Origin of the sequence: Pseudomonas sp. KCJK9016 (genome assembly GCF_046231795.1) — a bacterium.
Taxonomy (GTDB): Bacteria; Pseudomonadota; Gammaproteobacteria; order Pseudomonadales; family Pseudomonadaceae; genus Aquipseudomonas; species Aquipseudomonas bananamidigenes.
In genome coordinates this window covers 40,926-62,371 of record NZ_JBJJMM010000022.1, presented here as the reverse complement: position 1 = coordinate 62,371, position 21,446 = coordinate 40,926, and the positions used below count along the sequence as shown (strand labels likewise).

General features: G+C 60.5%; 17 protein-coding genes and 1 tRNA gene. 14 read left to right on the top strand and 4 right to left on the bottom strand.

Annotated elements, in window-relative coordinates; genetic code table 11:
• The first annotated feature begins 27 nt into the window (after positions 1 to 27).
• The 6 genes from infB to ACK6BI_RS20690 all read left to right on the top strand — a co-directional run bounded on the left by infB (position 28) and on the right by ACK6BI_RS20690 (position 6,909).
• Positions 28 to 2,538 carry a translation initiation factor IF-2 gene (infB, locus tag ACK6BI_RS20715; RefSeq protein ID WP_409318524.1) on the top strand — a complete coding sequence of 837 codons (2,511 nt, stop codon included), beginning with the start codon at positions 28 to 30 and terminating at the stop codon, positions 2,536 to 2,538.
• Positions 2,539 to 2,698: 160 nt separating this feature from the next.
• Positions 2,699 to 3,097 (top strand): 30S ribosome-binding factor RbfA, encoded by a 399-nt coding sequence (gene rbfA / locus ACK6BI_RS20710; protein ID WP_065259982.1) that lies wholly within the window; start codon positions 2,699 to 2,701, stop codon positions 3,095 to 3,097.
• A gap of 4 nt (positions 3,098 to 3,101) precedes the next feature.
• On the top strand, positions 3,102 to 4,019 hold the full coding sequence (truB, locus tag ACK6BI_RS20705) for a tRNA pseudouridine(55) synthase TruB (protein ID WP_409318523.1): 918 nt from the start codon (positions 3,102 to 3,104) through the stop codon (positions 4,017 to 4,019).
• Between the two features lie 116 nt (positions 4,020 to 4,135).
• Positions 4,136 to 4,405, top strand: a complete 270-nt coding sequence (gene rpsO, locus ACK6BI_RS20700) for a 30S ribosomal protein S15 (RefSeq protein WP_085698397.1) — start codon at positions 4,136 to 4,138, stop codon at positions 4,403 to 4,405.
• Between the two features lie 193 nt (positions 4,406 to 4,598).
• On the top strand, positions 4,599 to 6,704 hold the full coding sequence (gene pnp, locus ACK6BI_RS20695) for a polyribonucleotide nucleotidyltransferase (protein ID WP_409318522.1): 2,106 nt from the start codon (positions 4,599 to 4,601) through the stop codon (positions 6,702 to 6,704).
• A gap of 129 nt (positions 6,705 to 6,833) precedes the next feature.
• Positions 6,834 to 6,909, top strand: a tRNA-Thr gene (locus ACK6BI_RS20690).
• Between the two features lie 6 nt (positions 6,910 to 6,915).
• On the opposite strand, the gene ACK6BI_RS20685 is transcribed toward ACK6BI_RS20690, so the two are convergent.
• Positions 6,916 to 7,419 (bottom strand): hypothetical protein, encoded by a 504-nt coding sequence (locus ACK6BI_RS20685; RefSeq protein ID WP_409318521.1) that lies wholly within the window; start codon positions 7,417 to 7,419, stop codon positions 6,916 to 6,918.
• A gap of 277 nt (positions 7,420 to 7,696) precedes the next feature.
• Here ACK6BI_RS20685 and ACK6BI_RS20680 point away from each other — a divergent pair, with 277 nt between their 5' ends.
• Positions 7,697 to 7,996 (top strand): DUF6388 family protein, encoded by a 300-nt coding sequence (locus ACK6BI_RS20680; RefSeq protein WP_409318520.1) that lies wholly within the window; start codon positions 7,697 to 7,699, stop codon positions 7,994 to 7,996.
• Between the two features lie 51 nt (positions 7,997 to 8,047).
• On the opposite strand, the gene nadC is transcribed toward ACK6BI_RS20680, so the two are convergent.
• Positions 8,048 to 8,896 carry a carboxylating nicotinate-nucleotide diphosphorylase gene (nadC, locus tag ACK6BI_RS20675; protein ID WP_409318519.1) on the bottom strand — a complete coding sequence of 283 codons (849 nt, stop codon included), beginning with the start codon at positions 8,894 to 8,896 and terminating at the stop codon, positions 8,048 to 8,050.
• Positions 8,897 to 9,149: 253 nt separating this feature from the next.
• Here nadC and ACK6BI_RS20670 point away from each other — a divergent pair, with 253 nt between their 5' ends.
• The 5 genes from ACK6BI_RS20670 (at position 9,150) to ACK6BI_RS20650 (ending at position 15,554) form a co-directional block, all read left to right on the top strand.
• A complete protein-coding gene (locus ACK6BI_RS20670; protein WP_409318518.1) occupies positions 9,150 to 11,336 on the top strand; it encodes a DUF1631 domain-containing protein in 2,187 nt (728 codons plus the stop codon).
• A gap of 64 nt (positions 11,337 to 11,400) precedes the next feature.
• Entirely contained in the window at positions 11,401 to 11,961 is a 561-nt protein-coding gene (ampD, locus tag ACK6BI_RS20665) for a 1,6-anhydro-N-acetylmuramyl-L-alanine amidase AmpD (protein ID WP_409318517.1), read from the top strand.
• A complete protein-coding gene (ampE, locus tag ACK6BI_RS20660) occupies positions 11,958 to 12,794 on the top strand; it encodes a regulatory signaling modulator protein AmpE (RefSeq protein ID WP_409318516.1) in 837 nt (278 codons plus the stop codon). The genes ampD and ampE overlap by 4 nt, the downstream gene beginning before the upstream one ends.
• Before the next feature lie 183 nt (positions 12,795 to 12,977).
• Positions 12,978 to 15,008 carry a methyl-accepting chemotaxis protein gene (locus ACK6BI_RS20655; protein WP_409318515.1) on the top strand — a complete coding sequence of 677 codons (2,031 nt, stop codon included), beginning with the start codon at positions 12,978 to 12,980 and terminating at the stop codon, positions 15,006 to 15,008.
• A gap of 156 nt (positions 15,009 to 15,164) precedes the next feature.
• On the top strand, positions 15,165 to 15,554 hold the full coding sequence (locus tag ACK6BI_RS20650; protein WP_409318514.1) for a hypothetical protein: 390 nt from the start codon (positions 15,165 to 15,167) through the stop codon (positions 15,552 to 15,554).
• Here ACK6BI_RS20650 and ACK6BI_RS20645 read toward each other — a convergent pair whose 3' ends face one another.
• Complete coding sequence (locus tag ACK6BI_RS20645; RefSeq protein WP_409318513.1) at positions 15,555 to 16,331, bottom strand: TatD family hydrolase; 777 nt, start codon at positions 16,329 to 16,331, stop codon at positions 15,555 to 15,557.
• A gap of 3 nt (positions 16,332 to 16,334) precedes the next feature.
• The gene (gene cra, locus ACK6BI_RS20640) at positions 16,335 to 17,330 is read right to left on the bottom strand and encodes a catabolite repressor/activator (RefSeq protein WP_409318512.1); all 996 of its coding nucleotides are present in this window, start codon (positions 17,328 to 17,330) and stop codon (positions 16,335 to 16,337) included.
• 305 nt (positions 17,331 to 17,635) lie between these two features.
• Between cra and ptsP the strand changes: the two genes are divergently transcribed.
• Positions 17,636 to 20,497, top strand: a complete 2,862-nt coding sequence (gene ptsP / locus ACK6BI_RS20635) for a phosphoenolpyruvate--protein phosphotransferase (protein ID WP_409318511.1) — start codon at positions 17,636 to 17,638, stop codon at positions 20,495 to 20,497.
• Complete coding sequence (gene pfkB / locus ACK6BI_RS20630; RefSeq protein WP_409318510.1) at positions 20,497 to 21,438, top strand: 1-phosphofructokinase; 942 nt, start codon at positions 20,497 to 20,499, stop codon at positions 21,436 to 21,438. Before ptsP ends, pfkB begins: the two co-directional genes overlap by 1 nt.
• The last annotated feature ends 8 nt before the right edge of the window (positions 21,439 to 21,446 follow it).

Genomic DNA, 21,446 nt, shown 5'->3' with positions numbered 1-21,446 from the left:
TTAGGCGCGGCCTGAGGAGAGAAGTGCATGACGCAAGTCACGGTGAAACAACTGGCCGATGAGGTCAAAACACCGGTAGAGCGCCTGTTGCAGCAGATGCGTGAGGCAGGTCTGCCGCACACCGCCGCCGAAGAACATGTGACTGACAGTGAGAAGCAATCCCTGCTGACTCATTTGAAGAGCAGCCACAAGGCGAAAGTGGAAGAACCACGCAAGATCACGCTGCAGCGTAAAACCACCAGCACCCTGCGTGTGGCTGGCAGTAAAAGCATCAGTGTTGAAGTTCGCAAGAAGAAAGTTTTCGTACAGCGTAGCGCGGAAGAAATCGAAGCCGAGCGCAAGCGTGAACTGGATGAGCGTCGTGCAGTAGAAAATGCTGCTCGTCAAAAGGCTGAAGAAGAAGCCCGTGTTCGCGCCGAAGAAGAAGCGCGTCGCCAGCCTGCTCCGGTCGTTGCTGCGGAACCTGTTTCAGAGCCTGCCCCTGTGGTCGAGCCAGTGCGTGAAGCCGCTCCGGCGCCTGCTGCGCCGGCTGCCGACACTCGCAAGCGTGACGAACAGCGCCGTCCGGACAAGTCTCGTGCCGACGACAACATCCGTCGTGGCGGTGGTGATGGCGAGCGCAAAAACGCTCCGCACCGCGCTTCGGTCAAGGAAAAGGCTCCGGCTCCACGTGTGGCGCCGCGCACTACGGACGAAGAAAGCGATGGCTTCCGTCGCGGCGGCCGCGGCAAGGCCAAGCTGAAGAAACGCAACGCTCACGGTTTCCAGAGCCCGACTGGCCCTGTCGTGCGCGATGTGCGAATCGGCGAAACCATCACTGTGGGCGATCTCGCCCAGCAGATGTCGGTAAAAGCTGCTGAAATCATCAAGTTCATGTTCAAGCTGGGTACTCCAGCGACCATCAACCAGGTACTGGATCAGGAAACTGCCCAGCTGGTTGCTGAAGAACTGGGCCACAAAGTAACTCTGATCAGCGACACGGCCCTGGAAGATTCCCTGGCCGAGTCCCTGAAGTTCGAAGGTGAAGAGGTTCCTCGTGCGCCGGTCGTGACCGTAATGGGTCACGTTGACCACGGTAAGACTTCCCTGCTCGACTACATCCGTCGTGCCAAGGTCGCTGCTGGCGAAGCCGGCGGTATCACCCAGCACATCGGTGCATACCACGTTGAAACCGAACGCGGCATGGTCACCTTCCTCGATACCCCGGGTCACGCCGCGTTTACCGCCATGCGTGCCCGTGGTGCCAAGGCGACCGATATCGTGATCCTCGTGGTTGCAGCGGATGACGGCGTGATGCCGCAAACCATCGAAGCCGTTCAGCACGCTCAGGCGGCTGGCGTTCCTCTGGTGGTCGCAGTGAACAAGATCGACAAGCCGGGCGCTGATCTCGATCGCATCCGCAGCGAGCTGTCGGCTCATGGCGTGACCTCCGAAGACTGGGGTGGTGACACTCCGTTCGTTCCGGTCTCCGCGAAAATGGGTACCGGCGTCGACGAACTGCTGGAAGCCGTGTTGCTGCAAGCCGAAGTTCTGGAACTGACTGCCACTCCATCGGCCCCTGGCCGTGGTGTCGTGGTTGAATCGCGTCTGGACAAGGGCCGTGGCCCGGTGGCTACCGTTCTGGTTCAGGACGGTACGCTGCGTCAAGGTGACATGGTGCTGGTCGGCTCGAATTACGGCCGCGTGCGCGCCATGCTCGACGAGAACGGCAAGCCGATCAAGGAAGCGGGTCCTGCCATTCCGGTCGAGATCCTCGGCCTGGACGGTACACCAGACGCTGGCGACGAGATGAGCGTGGTTGCCGACGAGAAGAAGGCCCGTGAAGTGGCTCTGTTCCGTCAAGGCAAGTTCCGCGAAGTCAAACTGGCTCGCGCTCACGCCGGCAAGCTGGAGAACATCTTCGAAAGCATGGGGCAGGAAGAGAAGAAGACGCTCAACATCGTCCTCAAATCTGACGTCCGTGGTTCGCTGGAAGCACTGCAGGGCGCTCTGAACGGCCTGGGCAACGACGAAGTGCAAGTGCGTGTGGTCGGCGGTGGTGTCGGTGGTATCACCGAATCCGACGCCAACCTGGCACTGGCTTCCAACGCTGTACTGTTCGGCTTCAACGTGCGTGCCGATGCCGGCGCACGGAAGATCGTCGAGCAGGAAGGTCTGGACATGCGTTACTACAACGTGATCTACGACATCATCGAAGACGTCAAGAAAGCCCTTACCGGTATGCTTGGCAGCGACGTTCGCGAGAACATCCTCGGTGTGGCCGAAGTCCGTGACGTGTTCCGCTCGCCTAAGTTCGGCGCCATCGCCGGCTGCATGGTGATCGAGGGTACCGTTCACCGTAACCGTCCGATCCGCGTACTGCGTGAAGACATCGTGATCTTCGAAGGCGAGCTGGAATCCCTGCGCCGCTTCAAGGATGACGCTTCCGAAGTGCGTGCCGGCATGGAATGCGGTATCGGCGTGAAGAGCTACAACGACGTCAAGGTCGGTGACAAGATCGAAGTCTTCGAGAAGGTTCAGGTTGCTCGCAGCCTCTGACTCGCGTACTTCAAGGGCCACGTCGGGCCGTCGCATGAGCATGCGCGGCACGACGTCAGGACTCTAAACGCAACGCCCGGTCTGGCTTTTTGTCAGGCCGGGCGTTTGCCGCTTTCAGACCTCGCGGGTTTCACCGCAGGGCAGTAACAGGTAACAAATCATGGCAAAAGAATACAGCCGTACCCAACGTATCGGCGATCAGATGCAGCGCGAGCTGGCTCAACTGATCCGTCGCGAAGTCAAGGATCCGCGTGTCGGTCTGGTCACCATTACCGCTGTCGATGTCAGTCGTGATGTCGGTCACGCGAAGATCTTCATCACCGTGATGGGGCAGGAAGGCGCTGCCGATATCGCACAGACCATCAAGGTGCTCAACGCTGCCGCCGGTTTCCTGCGCATGCAGCTGGGGCGCGAAATGAAGTTGCGCAGCGTGCCGCAATTGCATTTCCACTACGACGAAAGCGTCGCCCGTGGTGCACACCTGTCCGCCCTGATCGAGCGCGCGGTGGCCGAAGACAGTCAGCACGAAGTGGCTGCACCTGAAGACACCAAGGAGTAATTCGGTGGCTCAGGTCAAACGTATCCGTCGTAACGTCAGCGGCATCATCCTGCTCGACAAGCCGCTGGGGTTTACCTCCAACGCAGCGCTGCAGAAGGTTCGCTGGTTGCTCAACGCCGAGAAGGCCGGCCACACGGGCAGTCTCGACCCGCTGGCCACCGGCGTGCTGCCGCTGTGCTTTGGCGAGGCGACCAAGTTCTCGCAATACCTGCTCGATTCCGACAAGGGTTACGAAACCCTGGCGCAACTGGGCAAGACCACTACCACGGCAGACGCCGAAGGCGAAGTTTTGCAGGAGCGTCCGGTGACCGTTGGTCAGGCCGACATTGAAGCGGTCTTGCCGAAATTTCGCGGGCAAATCAATCAGATACCGCCGATGTACTCGGCTCTCAAGCGCGATGGCCAGCCGCTGTACAAGCTGGCCCGTGCAGGTGAAGTAGTGGAGCGTGAACCGCGTTCTGTTACTATTGCGCGCTTGGAATTGCTGGCCTTTGAAGGCGATACTGCGCGTCTTGCGGTGGATTGCAGCAAGGGCACCTATATTCGTACCCTGGTGGAGGATATCGGTGAGCAACTCGGTTGTGGTGCGTACGTCGCTGAACTGCGCCGTACCCAGGCCGGGCCTTTCTCCCTGGCGCAGACCGTGACCCTCGAAGAGCTCGAAGCGGTACATGCCGAAGGCGGCAACGAAGCGGTCGACCGTTTCCTCATGCCATCGGACAGCGGCCTGCAGGATTGGCCACTGCTGCAGTTTTCGGAACACAGTGCGTTCTACTGGCTCAATGGCCAGCCGGTACGCGCTCCGGATGCACCGAAGTTCGGCATGGTGCGGGTACAGGATCATACCGGTCGCTTCATCGGCATCGGTGAAGTGAGCGAAGACGGGCGCATCGCGCCGCGTCGACTGATTCGGTCAGAATGACCGAACGAGTGTGGCTGTCAACAGGCACGGTCACTACTCATTTATAGATACAGGGATTTGTCCCTGGCCTGTTGAAACCGTTTTTGTAACGGTTTCCTGATAAGAAGGATTGCCTCATGGCTCTCGACGTTCAAGAAAAAGCCCAAATCGTAGCTGACTACCAGCAAGCTGTTGGTGACACTGGTTCGCCAGAAGTGCAAGTTGCACTGCTGACCGCCAACATCAACAAACTGCAAGGTCACTTCAAGGCCAACGGTAAAGATCACCACTCCCGTCGTGGTCTGATCCGCATGGTTAACCAGCGTCGCAAGCTGCTGGACTACCTGAAAGGCAAGGACCTGAGCCGTTACAGCGCTCTGATCGCTCGCCTGGGTCTGCGTCGCTAATCAGCGATTGCGCTAGAGGTTGGTTGTCTGTCGTGCGTCAATGGGATCCCCGTTGGCGCATGGCAGGCTCCCAGCCTCAAGTTTTATCTGAACTACCGTTTTACCCGGACAATCAGCGGGCCGATTCCCGACGTTGCCCAAGAATTTCGCAAGAAACCAGTTCCCCCAAGAGCCACAAAGAAGGTAGGACACCGTGAACCCGGTAATCAAGAAATTCCAGTTCGGTCAGTCGACCGTTACCCTCGAGACTGGCCGTATCGCCCGTCAGGCCTCCGGCGCAGTATTGGTCACCGTTGACGACGACGTCAGCGTATTGGTGACGGTAGTCGGTGCCAAGCAAGCCGATCCGGGCAAGGGCTTCTTCCCTCTGTCCGTTCACTACCAGGAAAAGACCTACGCTGCCGGCAAGATCCCTGGCGGTTTCTTCAAGCGTGAAGGCCGTCCTTCCGAGAAGGAAACCCTGACTTCCCGACTGATCGACCGTCCGATCCGTCCGCTGTTCCCCGAAGGTTTCATGAACGAAGTGCAGGTCGTCTGCACCGTCGTTTCCACCAGCAAGAAGACCGATCCGGACATCGCTGCGATGATCGGTACCTCGGCTGCCCTGGCGATCTCCGGCATTCCATTCAATGGCCCGATCGGCGCCGCCCGCGTTGCTTTCCACGAAAGCACCGGCTACCTGCTGAACCCGACTTACGAGCAACTGGCTGCCTCGAGCCTGGACATGGTCGTTGCCGGTACCGAAGAAGCTGTTCTGATGGTTGAATCGGAAGCCCAGGAGCTGACCGAAGACCAGATGCTGGGTGCTGTACTGTTCGCCCACGACGAATTCCAGGCTGTCATCAAGGCGGTAAAGGAACTGGCTGCCGAAGCTGCCAAGCCGACCTGGGAATGGTCTGCCGCTCCAGAGGCCACCGAGCTGCTGGGCGCCATTCGTGCCGAATTCGGCGAAGAAATCTCCAAGGCTTACACCATCACCGTCAAGGCCGACCGCTACGCGCGTCTGGGCGAGCTGCGTGATCAGGTGGTTGCCAAGCTGTCCGGCGAAGAAGGCCAGCCTTCGGCTGCCGACGTCAAAGCCGCTTTCGGCGAAATCGAATACCGCACCGTTCGCGAAAACATCGTTAACGGCAAGCCGCGGATTGACGGTCGCGACACCCGCACCGTACGTCCGCTGAACATCGAAGTCGGCGTGCTGCCGAAGACTCACGGTTCTGCGCTGTTCACCCGTGGCGAAACCCAGGCGCTGGTCGTTGCGACGCTGGGCACCGCCCGTGACGCGCAGTTGCTGGATACCCTGGAAGGTGAGAAAAAAGATCCGTTCATGCTGCACTACAACTTCCCTCCGTTCTCGGTGGGCGAGTGTGGTCGCATGGGTGGCGCCGGTCGTCGTGAAATCGGTCACGGTCGTTTGGCCCGTCGTTCGGTTCAGGCCATGCTGCCAGCTGCCGACGTGTTCCCGTACACCATCCGTGTCGTATCGGAAATCACCGAATCCAACGGTTCGAGCTCGATGGCTTCCGTGTGCGGTGCTTCCCTGGCACTGATGGACGCCGGTGTGCCGATGAAGGCGCCGGTTGCCGGTATTGCCATGGGTCTGGTGAAAGAAGGTGAGAAGTTCGCCGTTCTGACCGACATCCTCGGTGACGAAGACCACCTGGGCGACATGGACTTCAAAGTGGCCGGTACTGCCAAGGGCGTTACCGCACTGCAGATGGACATCAAGATCCAGGGCATCACCGAAGAAATCATGGAAATCGCTCTGGGCCAGGCCCTGGAAGCGCGCCTGAACATCCTCGGTCAGATGAACCAGGTTATCGGTCAGTCCCGTACCGAACTGTCGGCCAACGCTCCGACCATGATCGCGATGAAGATCGATACCGACAAGATTCGTGATGTTATCGGTAAAGGTGGCGCGACCATCCGTGCGATCTGCGAAGAGACCAAGGCTTCGATCGACATCGAAGACGACGGCTCGATCAAGATCTTCGGTGAGACCAAGGATGCCGCTGAAGCTGCACGTCAGCGTGTTCTGAGCATCACCGCAGAGGCCGAGATCGGCAAGATCTACGTTGGCAAGGTTGAGCGCATCGTCGACTTCGGTGCGTTCGTCAACATCCTGCCGGGCAAGGACGGTCTGGTTCACATCTCGATGCTGAGCGACGCTCGCGTAGAGAAAGTGACCGACATCCTGAAAGAAGGCCAGGAAGTGGAAGTGCTGGTACTGGACGTGGACAACCGCGGCCGTATCAAGCTGTCCATCAAAGACGTGGCAGCAGCCAAGGCTTCGGGCGTGTAATCCCCCCGCCGCCGCAGCGTCATGAAAATGCCCCGCCGTGAAAACGGCGGGGCATTTTTTTGTCTGTGAAATATCAGGATGTTCTACAAAGTTGCTGACCTTCAAGACCGGTGCTAGGTTTAGCCCACCGCCCGTGTAGCTCAGCCGGTAGAGCAGCGCACTCGTAACGCGAAGGTCGCAGGTTCGATTCCTGTCTCGGGCACCACTTCCCTTATTTAACCTTGCGACTCAATTCCTCGACGGTGCGTTTGAGCTGATCCATCGTGCGATCCTGATCGTTGAGCTTCTGCTTCAGGCTGGAAATTTCGCTGCTGTTCGAACTGGAGCTTGAGCCGCTGTTGCGCTTGAGCTCTTCGACCTGACGGCTGAGCGTATCGATCTGACGGTCCTGTTCCTTGACCTTGCTCTTCAGATCATCAATCTCTCTGCCACTTGAGCTCGAACTGGAGCCGTTGCTGCGCTTGAGCTCTTCGAGCTGACGCGACTGCTCATTGACGGTGTCGCGCATCTTTTTCAGTTCTTCGACACCGATACCGCTGTTGATCACGACATCTTTGCCGAAATCGTTGTGAATGGCGGAGACCTGGTCACCGTAGGACGGGCTGCTGCTGCTCAGTTCAACGGCCGTTGCGCTGGCCGGCAGGGCGAGTATGCCCAGCAGGGCGGCCAAAGCGGAGGTGGACACAACAGAAGAAATCTTCGAAAAACTGCGCATCACTGGGGTTCCTTGTGAACAGCGAGGGTGTTTGCCGATATGGCACATCGCTATGACTTGGGAGCCCGCTTTATGTTCCCCCAAGTCAGCTTTTTGTGGGAGAGATGTAAAGTCCCGTGTAATTCCCTCGCCAAACATCCTATATTCGCTGTCTGCATGAGCATCGCCCAGCAGTTTTCAGATGATCCCGAATGGTTCCGAAGGCCGGACAATCCGCGTCAGAGAGATCCTTGATGATCCAGCTCCATCCTCCATTCCCATGATCAGCGAGAACGCCATGACTGAATTGACCCAGGAACAACGACACGAACAAGCGCTGGAGAAGTACAAACTCGATGCGCCCGAGCTGATGGACGAGATCAAGGATTTGCCTGCGGATGAGCAGAAGGATCAGATCCAGTGGGCGTTCGAAGACGAAGCTGAAGCCCAGGGTTTGCAACCGTGGGAGCTGACGCTCAAGTACACCAGCTCCCCCGAGGAGTTCGAGGCCAAGCGTCTTGAACTGCACAAGGAGGCCGCCGAAGTACTGGGTGTCGATTGGGAAGAGTACTGCGAGATGAACAATCTTGTGGTCTGAAACAAAAACGCCAGCCTCGAAAGGGCTGGCGTTTTTTATTGCGCGCTCGATTCAGAGGCTCAGACGCATCGACAGGTCCACAGCTTTCACATCTTTGGTCATCGCGCCGATCGAGATGTAGTCCACTCCGGTTTGTGCGATCGGCAACAGCGTACTTTCATTGATACCGCCGCTGGCCTCCAGCTTCGCCTTGCCGCCGTTCAGGCGTACGGCTTCGCGCATGTCGTCCAGACTCAGTTCGTCGAGCATGATGATGTCGGCGCCGGCCGTCAGTGCCTCCTTCAGTTCATCCAGGCTTTCCACTTCGATTTCCACCGGTTTGCCCGGTGCGATCTTGTGCGCGGCGGCAATGGCCTGGGGTATTCCGCCGCTGGCGGCAATGTGGTTTTCCTTGATCAGGAAGGCGTCGTACAGGCCGATGCGATGGTTATGGCAGCCGCCGCAAGTTACCGCGTATTTCTGCGCCAGGCGCAGTCCTGGAAGGGTCTTGCGAGTATCCAGCAGCTTCACCCCGGTTTCGGCGACGAAGTCTGCGAGGTGTTGCGCGCGTGTGGCTACACCGGACAGCAGTTGCAGAAAGTTCAGGGCACTGCGTTCGCCGGTCAGCAGCGAACGGGCCGGGCCTTCCAGGTGAAACAACGGCTGGTTCGGTGATACCCGTTCGCCATCGCGCACCTGCCAGTGCACTGCCACCCGGGGATCGAGCTGACGAAACACCGTATCGACCCAGGCAGTACCGCAGATGACAGCAGCGTCGCGGGTGATGATGGTGGCTTTGGCCAGGCGTTCGGCCGGGATCAGTTGCGCGGTGATGTCGCCGCTGCCGATGTCTTCGAGCAACGCACGGCGCACGTTGGCTTCGATTTCGGCGGTCAAATCGGCGAGACGTAGATTCGGCATAACGGGCTCCACAAACTAAGTGGCCCGATTATAGGGGCATGGCGCGGGCCAACCCAAGGCAAGAACCGCGTACGGATCTGCATCTGGTCGATTCTTCCGAGCAAAAAGCGTTGCGCTGTGGTCACTCGAAGGTGCGCTCGTCTAGGGGAAACCCTGACACCTATGGCGCACTGGACAACTTTTGCAAGATAATCCGCCTTGCATTTGACGCCATGTCTTTGACGTCGGCAAATCACCGTTTGAGGAGGCTTGGATGCACAACGACGGGAACGTAGTGCCTTTGCACAAGGCCACTACCTGTCAGGCGAATCCCTCGCTGCTCGCCCGCCTGCCTGTGATTCTGCTTCAGGTTCGTGACAAGGCTGCCCAGCGCTTGCGCAACGGCTTGCAGGACCTGTTCGATAACGCCGACGATACCTTGTTCGAAATGGCCGATCGGGCCCGCAACGACGTCGAACAAAACATCTTTTTCGAAGCCATGCGCGACTTGCGCCTCAAGCGCAAGAATATCGAACGCGGCTTTCTCGAGCAGTACTTCGCAGCCTTTGTCGGCCTCACTCAATCGGATCCTGCGCCGAACATTGTTTCGCATGCTTTGCAGTACGAAGACGCACCGCGTACCGATGACATGGAGCGCAACGTCGCCATCGAGAGCATGGTCACCCGGGTCCTCAACCGTGACGGTTTTGCACTCGATCAATTGACCGCACGGCTCAACGCTCTGCTGGACAAATCCCTCGATGATCAGCACAACCCGCTGGGGCCGGCGATGCTGTGCGAGTATTTTCTCCAGGCCGGACGCAATCTGGGGGTGGAGATCAAGGTCAAGCTGATCCTGCTCAAACTGTTCGAGCGCTATGTCCTGGCGGACACTGATCAATTGTTCGCCGAAGCCAATCAACTGCTGGTCGCCACCGGTGTGTTGCCTGAACTGAAACCGGCACCTGCGCGGCGCGCCAGGGATCATGCGACGGCCAGCGTGCGCCGCGAATTTGAGGATCTCGACCAGGCGCCGGCGGATGCGGGTGTACAGGAAGTCTTTGCCGCGCTCCAGGAGTTGCTGTTGCACGTGCGCGGCAGTGTTGCCCCGACCCTGGAGCCCAGCGCGGCGACACAACCGATTTCCACCCGTGATCTGTTGCGCCTGCTTTCGCATTTGCAACAGTACGCGCCGGCCCTGGCAGGACAGGAAGACTTCGACCTGCGCAACCAGCTCGAACAGTTGCTCACCCGGGTCAGCGTGAAAAGCGGTAAATCCCGGGTCGTCGAGGGGGCTGATGAGGATGTGATCAATCTCGTCGCCATGGTTTTCGACTGCATCCTCGACGATCGCAATCTGCCGGATTCCCTCAAGGCGCTGATCGCCCGGCTGCAGATTCCGATGTTGAAAGTCGCGGTGATCGACAAGAGTTTCTTCAGCCGCAGCAGTCATCCTGCGCGACGCCTGCTCAATGAAATCGCCGAAGCGGCCATGGGCTGGGGCAATTGTGACGGTGACGCACGGGGCAGCCTGTACTTGCGCATCGAGCAAGTGGTGCAACGTCTGCTGACTGATTTTGTTGATGACACGACAATCTTTTCCGAACTGCTGGCGGATTTCCTGACCTTCACCAGCGACGAACGTCGCCGCAGTGAATTGCTCGAACAACGCTTGCGCGACGCCGAAGAGGGGCGGGCGAAAACCGAACTGGCGCGTGTGTGTGTCGAACAGGCGATGGCCCGGGCACTGCTGGGCAAAGTGTTGCCGCCATCGGTGGTGTCTTTCGTCCAGACGGCCTGGAGCAAGGTATTGCTGCTGACCTGCCTCAAGCATGGCGACCAGTCCGCCGAGTGGCAGGCCGATGTGCAGACCATGGAGCAGTTGATCTGGAGTGTGCAGCGCCACGCCGATGCCGACGCGGGCTTGCGTCTGTTGAAGCTGGTACCGGGGCTGCTCAAATCGTTGCGTGACGGGTTGAACAGTTCGGCATTCGACCCCTTTGCCACCAGCGAGTTTTTCAGTGAGCTGGAAGGACTGCATGTGCGCCTGCTCGAAACGCCTGATCCGGTGCAGAGCGAGTTGCCACCGATGATCGAGGTTTCCCGGGCCATCGTTCTGCAGACCGCTGACGAGGCGGCCCTCACTTTGAGTCCGGAGCGTTTGCCCGCCGACGATACGAGCCTGCGCCAGGTCGACCAGTTGCGCCTTGGCAGCTGGGTGGCGTTCGAGGAGGATGATGACGAGGACGTCCTGCGCTGTAAGCTGGCGGCAATCATCCAGGCCACTGGCAAGTATGTATTCGTCGATCGCACCGGGATGAAAGTCCGGGAGCGCAACCGTCTCGCCCTGGCCCTGGAATTTCGCCGGGGCACGGTGCGGACTCTGGACGGCACCTTGCTGTTCGATCGTGCGCTGGAGTCGGTGCTCGGCAATCTGCGGCGGCTCAATAACGGCAAGTGATCGCACGTCGGGGGCCGATCGCGGCATACTGGGCGCCAACACAGTCGGCGTTGAAGGAATCGGTATGCAGTTGGATCCCGCAAGCGGGTGGTGTCACGGGGTGCAGATCTGCCCCTCGCCCAACTTCAATGAACGCCCGGCGGGCGAAGTGTCGCTGTTGGTCATTCACAACATAAGCCTGCCGCCGGCGCAGTTCGCCACCGGCAAGGTGCAGGAATTTTTCCAGAATCGTCTGGATGTCACGGAGCATCCCTACTTTGCAGGAATTGCCGACCTGCGGGTGTCTGCGCATTTTCTGATCGAACGTGACGGCAAGGTCACTCAGTTTGTCTCCTGTCTCGAGCGGGCGTGGCATGCCGGCGTCTCGGTGTTCGACGGACGGGAAACCTGTAACGATTTTTCCGTGGGTATCGAGCTTGAAGGCACCGATGATCTGCCGTTCACCGATGCGCAGTATCAGGCCCTGGTTACGCTTACCCGTCAGTTGCAAACAGCATTTCCGGCTATCACCGGCGCCCGTATCTGCGGGCACAGCGACATCGCACCCGGGCGCAAGACCGATCCTGGCCCGGCATTCGACTGGGCACGCTACCGCGCAGCCCTGACACAAGAGGAAGAACAATGAGTTTTCTGGTGTTACTGCTGGCGGTATGGGTCGAGAAATTCTCGGCCCTGCGTCATCGGGTTCAACGCGATGGCGGATGGATCCGCGAACTGCACAAGCTTGAAAGCGGCAGCCTGTCAAAACGCCCTTGGCTGGTGCTGACCATTCTGGTGCTGCTGCCCGTGGCGTTGCTGGGGTTGCTGCTGCTGGTGCTGGAGCCGGTTGCGTATGGCCTGCTGGCCCTGCCGGTGCATTTGCTGGTGGTGATTTACAGCCTGGGGCGGGGGGATCTGCTCGGCGGTCTCGGGCCATTCCGTGACGCTTGGCGCCGTGAGGATCTGCAAGCCGCCGCCCATGTGGCCAAGCGTGATCTGGATATTTGCGCCGAGAGCGGCGAGCAACTGCTGGAGCAGGTGCAGGGGCATCTGTTGTGGCAGGCGTATCAGAGCTTTTTCGCGGTGATTTTCTGGTATTTCCTGCTGGGTCCGGTCGCCGCGCTGAGTTATCGCCTGCTGGCCCTGGCGGAAGAGAACGCACAGACCCCGGCGCTGGCCGAGCGTGCGGGGCAGCTGCGGCATGCCTTCGACTGGATGCCGGTGCGCCTGTTGGCGGCCAGTCTCGCGCTGGTCGGCAACTTCGTCGCGGTCAGCCGGATCATGCTGCATGAACTGTTGAACTGGAACATCGGCGCCGCACAATTGATCAACAGAGTCGGTCTGGCCGCCGGAGAAATTCCGCCTGCCGTCACCGGCCCGGAAGGCATCAACACCCTCGATTGCCTGTGGGAGCTGCTGCTGCGTGCAGCAGTGTTGTGGTATGCCGGGTTTGCCCTGTGGACCGTTCTGATCCATTGATACCTGCTCGATGAGCAAAAGGTCGTCCGGATACATTGGTGTTCGGGCGATCCTTCGCCGTTAACCTTAAGTTACAAAACCTCCCTTCGATTTGAGCTATACAGAGATGGCGCCCGATAGTGGCTATCTGCTGTCGCCCCGCGCCTGCCAATAAAAACAAGAAAAAACCAAGGGAGACTTCCAGTGAAGAGCTTGCTCTATCCCGCCGTCTCGCTGATGAACCGCCTGAGCTTCGGCATGAAGTTCAGCCTGATCAGCGTGCTGTTCCTGGTACCGATGCTGGTGACCAACTTCTATCTGGTGCGCGATTCCTATCGCCAGTTTCAGGGCACCCGGGTGGAGTTGCAAAGCCTCGACCTGCTGGGCAGCAGTCTGGCCTTGCGTCGGGATCTGGAAACCCTCAATAACCTGGTGCAGATCAACGTCACGCTCGGCCAGTCGGGCAAGGCCGGGAATGTCGAGTCGCAGATCACCGGGCTTGAGCAACATGTTCTGACGCGCCTGCAAGGGCTCACGGCGATGACCGACGACCCCGAGCAAATCAAGTTCTTCGAGGCCAAGCGCGATGAAATGATTGCTGCGTTCAAGGCCCAGCAAGCGGAAAACTCCCTGCAAAGCAAAAGCGCACTGATCGGCAAACTGCTTGGCAGTGCGCAGATCTTCAGTCAGATCATCGCCAGTCAGGCCGGCCTGGGCCGCGACACGCAAAGCGATATCCGCCAGCTCAGCGAGCTGGTGACCGCCATCACGCCCGCCATTACCCAGATCCTCGGTGAAGGTCGGGCCATGGGGTCTTATTCATTGGGACAAGGGTTTCTCAACAGTTCCTCCAGTACCCGTTTCGATGAGTTGCTGGCGCAGATAGAAAAACTTCAAGGCGAATATGGGCTGAAGCTGCAGGATGCGCTGGGGGCGAGCAGCGCGGCGAGGGATTCGCTGAGTAGCGCAGCCGATGCCAGCAAGACGTCGCTGAAACAGGCCAGTGAAATCTTTGAAGAACAAGTGGTGGTCGCCGAAACGCTCGATGCGCCGTGGCAAGCGTTCTACGATCAGATCACCGGGCTGATGGATCGCACTTACCAGCTCAACGAAGCCACTCTGAAGTACCTCGATACCCAATTGCAGCAACGTCTGGCGCAGAACCGCACGCACATGGTGTTGCAGGCAGTCGCGTTGTCGGTGGTGTTCGTGCTGATCTTCTACCTCTACGGCGGTTTCTACGCTTCGACCCGCAACACGCTCAAACGCCTGGGCGCGATGATGGACAAGGTCGCGGCCGGGGACATGACAGTCAACTTCGTGGCCCACAGTCGTGATGAGCTGGGCGAGCTGGGCGAGGTGTTCAACGGTACGGTGCGCAAGATTCACGACCTGATCGAGCGGGTCGGTCAGACCGTCGGCGAGGTCGAGCGTCAGGCCGGGCAAGTGGAAAATGTCTCGGCGCAAAGCAATCAGGCAGTGGCCGGTCAGCGGACCCAGATCGAACAAGTGGCCACGGCCATGAACCAGATGTCGGCTACTTCACTGGAGGTGGCGCGCAGTGCTGCGGCTGCGGTCAGCAGTGCGCACAGCGTGAATGGCGAGACCATCAATGGGCGCGGTCTGGTGGAGTCCCAGCAAAGCAGTATCGCGGCGCTGGCCGGCGAGATCGATCAGTCGGTGCGGGTGATCAATCAGTTGGCCAGCGACAGCCAGTCGATCAGCAGCGTGCTGGAGGTGATCAAGAGCATCGCCGAGCAGACCAACCTGCTGGCGCTCAACGCCGCGATCGAAGCGGCGCGCGCGGGAGAGCAGGGGCGAGGGTTTGCGGTGGTGGCGGACGAAGTGCGGACCCTGGCCAAACGCACCCAGCAATCGACCGAAGAAATCGAGCAGATGATCACCAGACTGCAGGGTGGCGTCGGCGCTGCGGTCAAGGCCATGGGCGTCAGTCATCAGATGGCCAGCGGCACCGTCGGACAATCGGAAAAGGTCCAGCAGGCACTGGAAAACATCCTCGGTGCGGTGGGAATGATCGTCGATCAGAACCAGCAGATCGCGGCGGCGGTGGAACAGCAGACCGCCGTCGCCCATGACATCGATCAGAACATCGTCGAAATCAACCGGGCCGGTGAGCGCACAGCCGAAGGCGCACACCGGACCGAGGATGCCAGTCGGGCCCTGTCGGCACAGGTAGTGGAATTGAAGCAGTTGATCAGCGCGTTCCGTGTCTGAGTCAGGCTGCCGCGTTGGTGGTCGGGTGTTCTCGGAACAGTTTGTAGTACTTTTTTGCTTACATTTGTAAGCCAAATCCTGATTTCCTCCGGGCCCGGATTTTTCGTCTTCAATGGTTCAAGATCACGCCAATTGACCGACTGGAGGAAGCCTCTCATGTCCGTTGCAACCCTGGGAATCCAGGGCCGCTGCGCCCATTGTCAGACCACGCTGCTGCTCAAACCCTGGCAACTCAATGCCATCGCGATCAATGAGCCGTTCACCTGTGCCCACTGCGAAAAAGCCCTGGAGCTGCGCTGTCCGAAACAGATCAGGCGCTTCAAGTCCCTCGACGCCCTGGGCCTGTTGCGTTTCAGTGCATCCATGACGGTGTGTACCGCGCTGCTGGTGGCGCTGGTGATGGAATGGGTAGGGCTGCTCAGCGTGACTGAACAGCTGAATGCGTCATTGATCGTGATTTTTGTGTACTTCGCGCTGGTGCGGTTTGTTCGCCACCGTCAGCACATGACCTTGCTTCTCGATGCAGCCAGGGCTCACGGCGAGTGACTACCAGCCGAATACTTCGCAGCAGTTGGCAGTGCTGGCCTCGGCGAGCCGCTCGGCACTGACGTTCATCAATTGCGCCAGCGCCGCACAGATGGCCGGCAAGTGCGCCGGTGTGTTGCGCACGCCGGGAAACATGGCGGGGGCCATGTCCGGAGAATCGGTCTCCAGCACGATCGAGTCCAGTGGCAAATCGGGCAACACCCGGTGCATGCGCAGGGCTTGAGGCCAGGTGGGGGCGCCGCCGAGACCCAGTTTGAAACCGAGCCTGGTGTATTCCCGTGCCTCTTCACGGCTGCCGGCGAAGGCGTGAATGATGCCGGCGCGTTTGAGCTTGAAACGCTTGAGTGTGGCAATCACCGCCGCATGGCTGCGCCGCACATGGATCAACGCCGGCAACTCGAAATCCGCTGCCAGTTGCAGTTGTGCCTCGAACAGCGATTGCTGGCGCTCGCGGTCGAGGCTTTCGATGAAATAATCCAGCCCGATTTCGCCGACGGCGCACAGCTGCCGATGATCGCGCAGACGCGTCAGCCAGTCGCCCAGCGCCAGCAAGTCTTGCGGCCGATGCTGATCGAGATAGACCGGGTGCAAACCGAATGCGGCGTATAACTGCGGATCGCTTTGCACCAGATCCCACACACGCTGCCAGTTGCCTTCATATACGCCCAGCACCACCATCCGCCGTACCCCGAGGGCACGGCTTTCGGCCAGCAACGCCGCACGGTCGGCGTCGAAGTCGGGAAAGTCCAGATGGGTGTGGCTGTCGATCAGCTCCACGGCTCAGTCCCGGTGAATACGCTGCTTGAACGTACGGGCGATGGCTTGCACGCCAGGCTGGTACTCCGACTGCTCGACCGCTGCCAGCGCCAGTGCCAGTGCTTTGTCGGCGATCAACTGGTGTTGCTGGGCCATGGCGTTGACCGGCAGCGGCAGGAAATCCAGCAACTGGGTGTCGCCGAACGTGCCCAGACGCAGCGGACGGTTTTTCAGCGGGAAGTCATGCAGCGCGTCGAATACACCCTGCAACAGTACGTAGGACGTGGTCACCAGCGCATCCGGCAAATGCCCGAGGCGTTGCAGGAGTTCTTCCATCAATTGCTTGCCGCACTCGCGGCTGAAGGATTCGGCGTGCTCGATCAGCACGTCGCCCTTGAATCCGGCCAAGGCTTGTTTGAATCCGGCGGCACGTTCCTGGCTGATGCTCAATTCCGGGCGGGCGCCCAGCAGCACGATCTGCCTGGGTTGCGGGTCGAGCAGACTTTCGGTCAGGTGCAGACTGGCTTCACGGTCGTCACTGACCACCGAGCAGAAGTGTTCCGGATCCATCACCCGGTCGATGGCGATGACCGGCAGGCCCTTGGCCTGCAACTGACGGTAGCTGTCGTCACCGGGCGGCAGGCAACTGGCGACGATCAACGCATCGCAGCGCCGTGCGCGGAACAGTTGCAGCAGTTGCCGTTCGCTGTCCGGCGCATCGTCGGAGCTGGCGATCAGCAACTGATAGCCGCGCGCCCGGGCGCCTTGCTCCAGCAGTTTGGCGATCCGCGCGTAGCTGGGGTTTTCCAGATCCGGCAGGATAAAACCCAAAGTCCGGGTGTGCCTGCTGCGCAATCCGGCCGCCTGGGGATTGGGAGTAAAGCCGTGCTGATCGACCACCGCCCGCACGCGCTCGACGGTCGCGTTGCTGATGCGTTGCTGTTCGGCCTTGCCATTGATGACGTAGCTGGCGGTGGTCACGGACACTCCGGCCAGCCGCGCGATATCACTGAGTTTCAACCCGGGATTTCCTTGTTTTTTCGAGCTTGCCGCCACATTTTCGCCAATCCTACCCGATTCAGGCAGGCGACCATTGTCGCAGCGCAACCGACAAGTTGGACTTCAAGGATGAGACATTATCGAGTAACGTGCCGATCTATCTAGATTAAACGTTTCAGCAGGCGTATTTTCTACGTTTTAGACGCTTTTGGCCGGTGCTGCCGTGAAACCGCCAAAACTGCCTCCTGAAAGGGAACCTGCAAGCGCCTAAGCTGCAACCATTCAAAACAATACCTGGCATTGAAAAGTGCCAAAAAGGAGATCGCATGCTCGAGCTCACTGTAGAGCAGATATCCATGAGCCAGTCGGCTGTGGATAAACCCGCCGCTTTGCAATTGCTGGCCAGTCATCTGGTCGCCGATGGCCTTGTCGCCGACGGATACCTCGCCGGCCTGCAGGCCCGGGAGGCTCAGGGCTCGACTTTCCTCGGCCAAGGCATTGCGATCCCCCACGGCACGCCGGAAACCCGCGATCAGGTGTTCGCCACCGGCGTGCGGCTGATGCAGTTTCCCGACGGCGTGGATTGGGGTGACGGCCAGATCGTCTATCTGGCCATCGGCATCGCCGCCAAATCCGACGAACACCTGCGTCTGCTGCAACTGTTGACCCGTGCCCTCGGCGAGACCGATCTGGGCCAGGCCCTGCGTCGGGCCAGTTCGCCCGAAGCCCTGCTGAAGTTGTTGCAAGGCGCGCCACAGGAACTGGCGCTGGACGCGCAGATGATCGGCCTCGGGGTCTCCGCCGACGATTTCGAAGAGCTGGTCTGGCGCGGCGCGCGTTTGCTGCGTCAGGCCGATTGCGTGAGCAACGGTTTTGCCGGCGTGTTGCAGCAAGTCGAAGCGTTGCCGCTGGGGGAAGGCCTGTGGTGGCTGCACAGTGAGCAGACCGTGAAGCGTCCGGGCCTGGCCTTCGTTACGCCGGACAAACCGATGCGTTACCTCGGTCAGCCCCTCAGCGGTCTGTTTTGCCTGGCCAGCCTCGGCGAAGCGCATCAGGCGTTGCTCGAGCGTTTGTGCGCATTGCTGATCGAAGGTCGCGGCCATGAATTGGGCCGCGCCACCAGCAGCCGCAAGGTCCTCGAGGTGCTCGGCGGCGAATTGCCTGCCGACTGGCCCAGTGCCCGAATTGCCCTGGCCAACGCCCATGGTCTGCACGCGCGGCCAGCGAAAATCCTCGCGCAACTGGCGAAGAGTTTTGAGGGTGAAATCCGCATCCGCATCGTCGACGGTCAAGACAGCGCCGTGTCGGTGAAAAGCCTGAGCAAACTGCTGAGCCTCGGCGCCCGTCGCGGTCAGGTGCTGGAAATCATCGCCGAACCTAACATCGCCTCCGACGCCTTGCCGGCCTTGCTGGCGGCCATCGAAGAAGGCCTCGGCGAAGAAGTCGAACCGTTGCCGGCAGTCAGTCAGCCGTGCGAAGTCATTGCCGATATCGCCGAAGTCTTGAGTGCCCCGGCTTCCGGCAGCCTGCTGCAAGCGATTCCCGCCGCCCCCGGCATCGCCATCGGGCCGGCGCATATTCAGGTCCAGCAAACCATCGATTACCCGCTGCGTAGCGAGTCTGCCGCCATCGAGCGCGAACGTCTGAAAAACGCGCTGGCCGAGGTACGTCAGGACATTCAGGGGCTGATTGAACGCAGCAAGGCCAAGGCGATCCGCGAAATTTTCATCACTCACCAGGAAATGCTCGACGACCCGGAACTCACCGATGAAGTTGACACCCGCCTCAAGCAGGGCGAAAGCGCGGAAGCGGCCTGGATGGCGGTGATCGAGGCCGCCGCGAAACAACAGGAAGCCTTGCACGATGCCTTGCTCGCCGAACGCGCCGCCGATCTGCGCGACATCGGGCGTCGGGTGCTGGCGCAACTGTGTGGCGTGCAGATGCCCGCCGAGCCGGAGCAACCGTACATTCTGGTGATGGACGAGGTCGGTCCGTCCGACGTGGCGCGACTGGATCCGGCACGGGTCGCCGGGATTCTCACCGCACGCGGTGGCGCCACCGCCCACAGCGCAATCGTGGCTCGCGCGCTGGGCATTCCGGCACTGGTCGGAGCGGGCGCAGCAGTGTTGTTGTTGAAACCGGGCACGCCGTTGCTGCTCGACGGCCAGCGTGGTCGTCTGCATGTCGATGCCGATGCCGCGACCCTGCAACGCGCTGCCGAAGAACGTGACACTCGCGAACAACGCTTGAAGGCCGCCGCCGAGCAACGCCACCAGCCGGCACACACCACCGACGGCCACGCCGTGGAGGTGTTTGCCAACATCGGTGAAAGCGCCGGTGTCAGCAGCGCGGTGGAGCAGGGCGCGGAAGGCATCGGCCTGCTGCGCACCGAACTGATTTTCATGGCCCACCCCCAAGCGCCGGACGAAGCGACTCAGGAAGCCGAGTACCGGCGCGTCCTCGACGGACTCGCCGGGCGCCCGCTGGTGGTTCGCACCCTTGATGTGGGCGGCGACAAACCGCTGCCGTATTGGCCGATTGCCAAAGAAGAAAATCCTTTCCTCGGCGTGCGCGGGATTCGCCTGACCCTGCAGCGTCCGCAGATCATGGAGGCGCAATTGCGCGCCTTGCTGCGTTCGGCGGACGACCGCCCGCTGCGCATCATGTTCCCGATGGTCGGCAGCGTCGAAGAGTGGCGTCAGGCTCGTGAGATGACCGAGCGTCTGCGCCGGGAGATCCCGGTCGCCGACCTGCAACTGGGGATCATGATCGAAGTGCCGTCCGCCGCGTTGCTGGCGCCGGTGCTGGCCAAGGAGGTGGACTTCTTCAGCGTCGGCACCAACGACCTGACCCAGTACACCCTGGCCATCGACCGTGGTCATCCGACCCTGTCCGCCCAGGCTGACGGCCTGCACCCGGCGGTGCTGCAACTGATCGATATCACCGTGCGCGCAGCCCATGCCCACGGCAAATGGGTCGGCGTCTGCGGCGAGCTGGCGGCGGATCCGCTGGCGGTGCCGGTGCTGGTCGGACTGGGTGTGGATGAGCTGAGCGTGTCCGGACGCAGCATCGCCGAGGTCAAGGCGCGCATCCGCGAACTCAGCCTGACCCGGGCGCAAACCCTTGCTCAACAAGCCCTGGCAGTGGGCAGCGCCGACGAAGTGCGCGCATTAGTGGAGACCCTGTAATGGCCAGGATTCTTACCCTGACCCTCAATCCGGCGCTGGACCTCACGGTGCAGTTGCCAACGCTGGCGGCCGGTCAGGTCAATCGCAGCGACGAGATGCACACCCACCCCGCCGGCAAAGGCGTGAACGTAGCTCAGGTCCTGGCTGATCTCGGGCATCAACTGACGGTCAGCGGTTTTCTCGGCGAGGACAATTTGCAGGCGTTCGAAAACCTGTTCGCCAAGCGCGGTTTTGTCGATGCCTTCATCCGCGTTCCGGGTGAAACCCGCAGCAACATCAAGGTCGCGGAGCAGGGCGGACGCATCACCGACATCAACGGCCCGGGGCCGGTTGTGGGCGTGGTGGCGCAACAGGCGTTGCTCGATCGTCTGGTACAGATCGCGCCGGGGCATGACGCGGTGGTGGTGGCTGGCAGTCTGCCGCGCGGGGTCAGTGCGAAGTGGTTGCGTGAATTGATCGAGCGCCTGAAGGGGCAGGGCCTGAAAGTGGCGCTGGACACCAGCGGCGAAGCGTTGCGCACGGCACTCAAGGCCGGCCCGTGGCTGATCAAACCGAATACCGAAGAGCTGGCCGACGCGCTGGGGTGTGAAGTGCTGTCCCACGTCGCAGAGGCAGAAGCGGCCAATCGATTGCACGCCCAAGGCATCGAGCATGTGGTGGTTTCCCACGGTGCCGAGGGCGTGAACTGGTTCAGCGTCGGCTCGGCGCTGCATGCCACGCCGCCGAAGGTCAGCGTCGCCAGCACGGTGGGCGCCGGGGACTCGTTGCTGGCCGGCATGCTCCACGGTCTGCTCAGTGCCGACACGCCGGAGCAAACCCTGCGCACGGCTACGGCGATTGCGGCTCAGGCGGTAACCCAGATCGGTTTCGGCATTCACGATGTCGCGCAACTGGCGCGGCTCGAACAGGGCGTGCGCGTGCGCCCCCTGACAGAACAATAAGAGGGTTT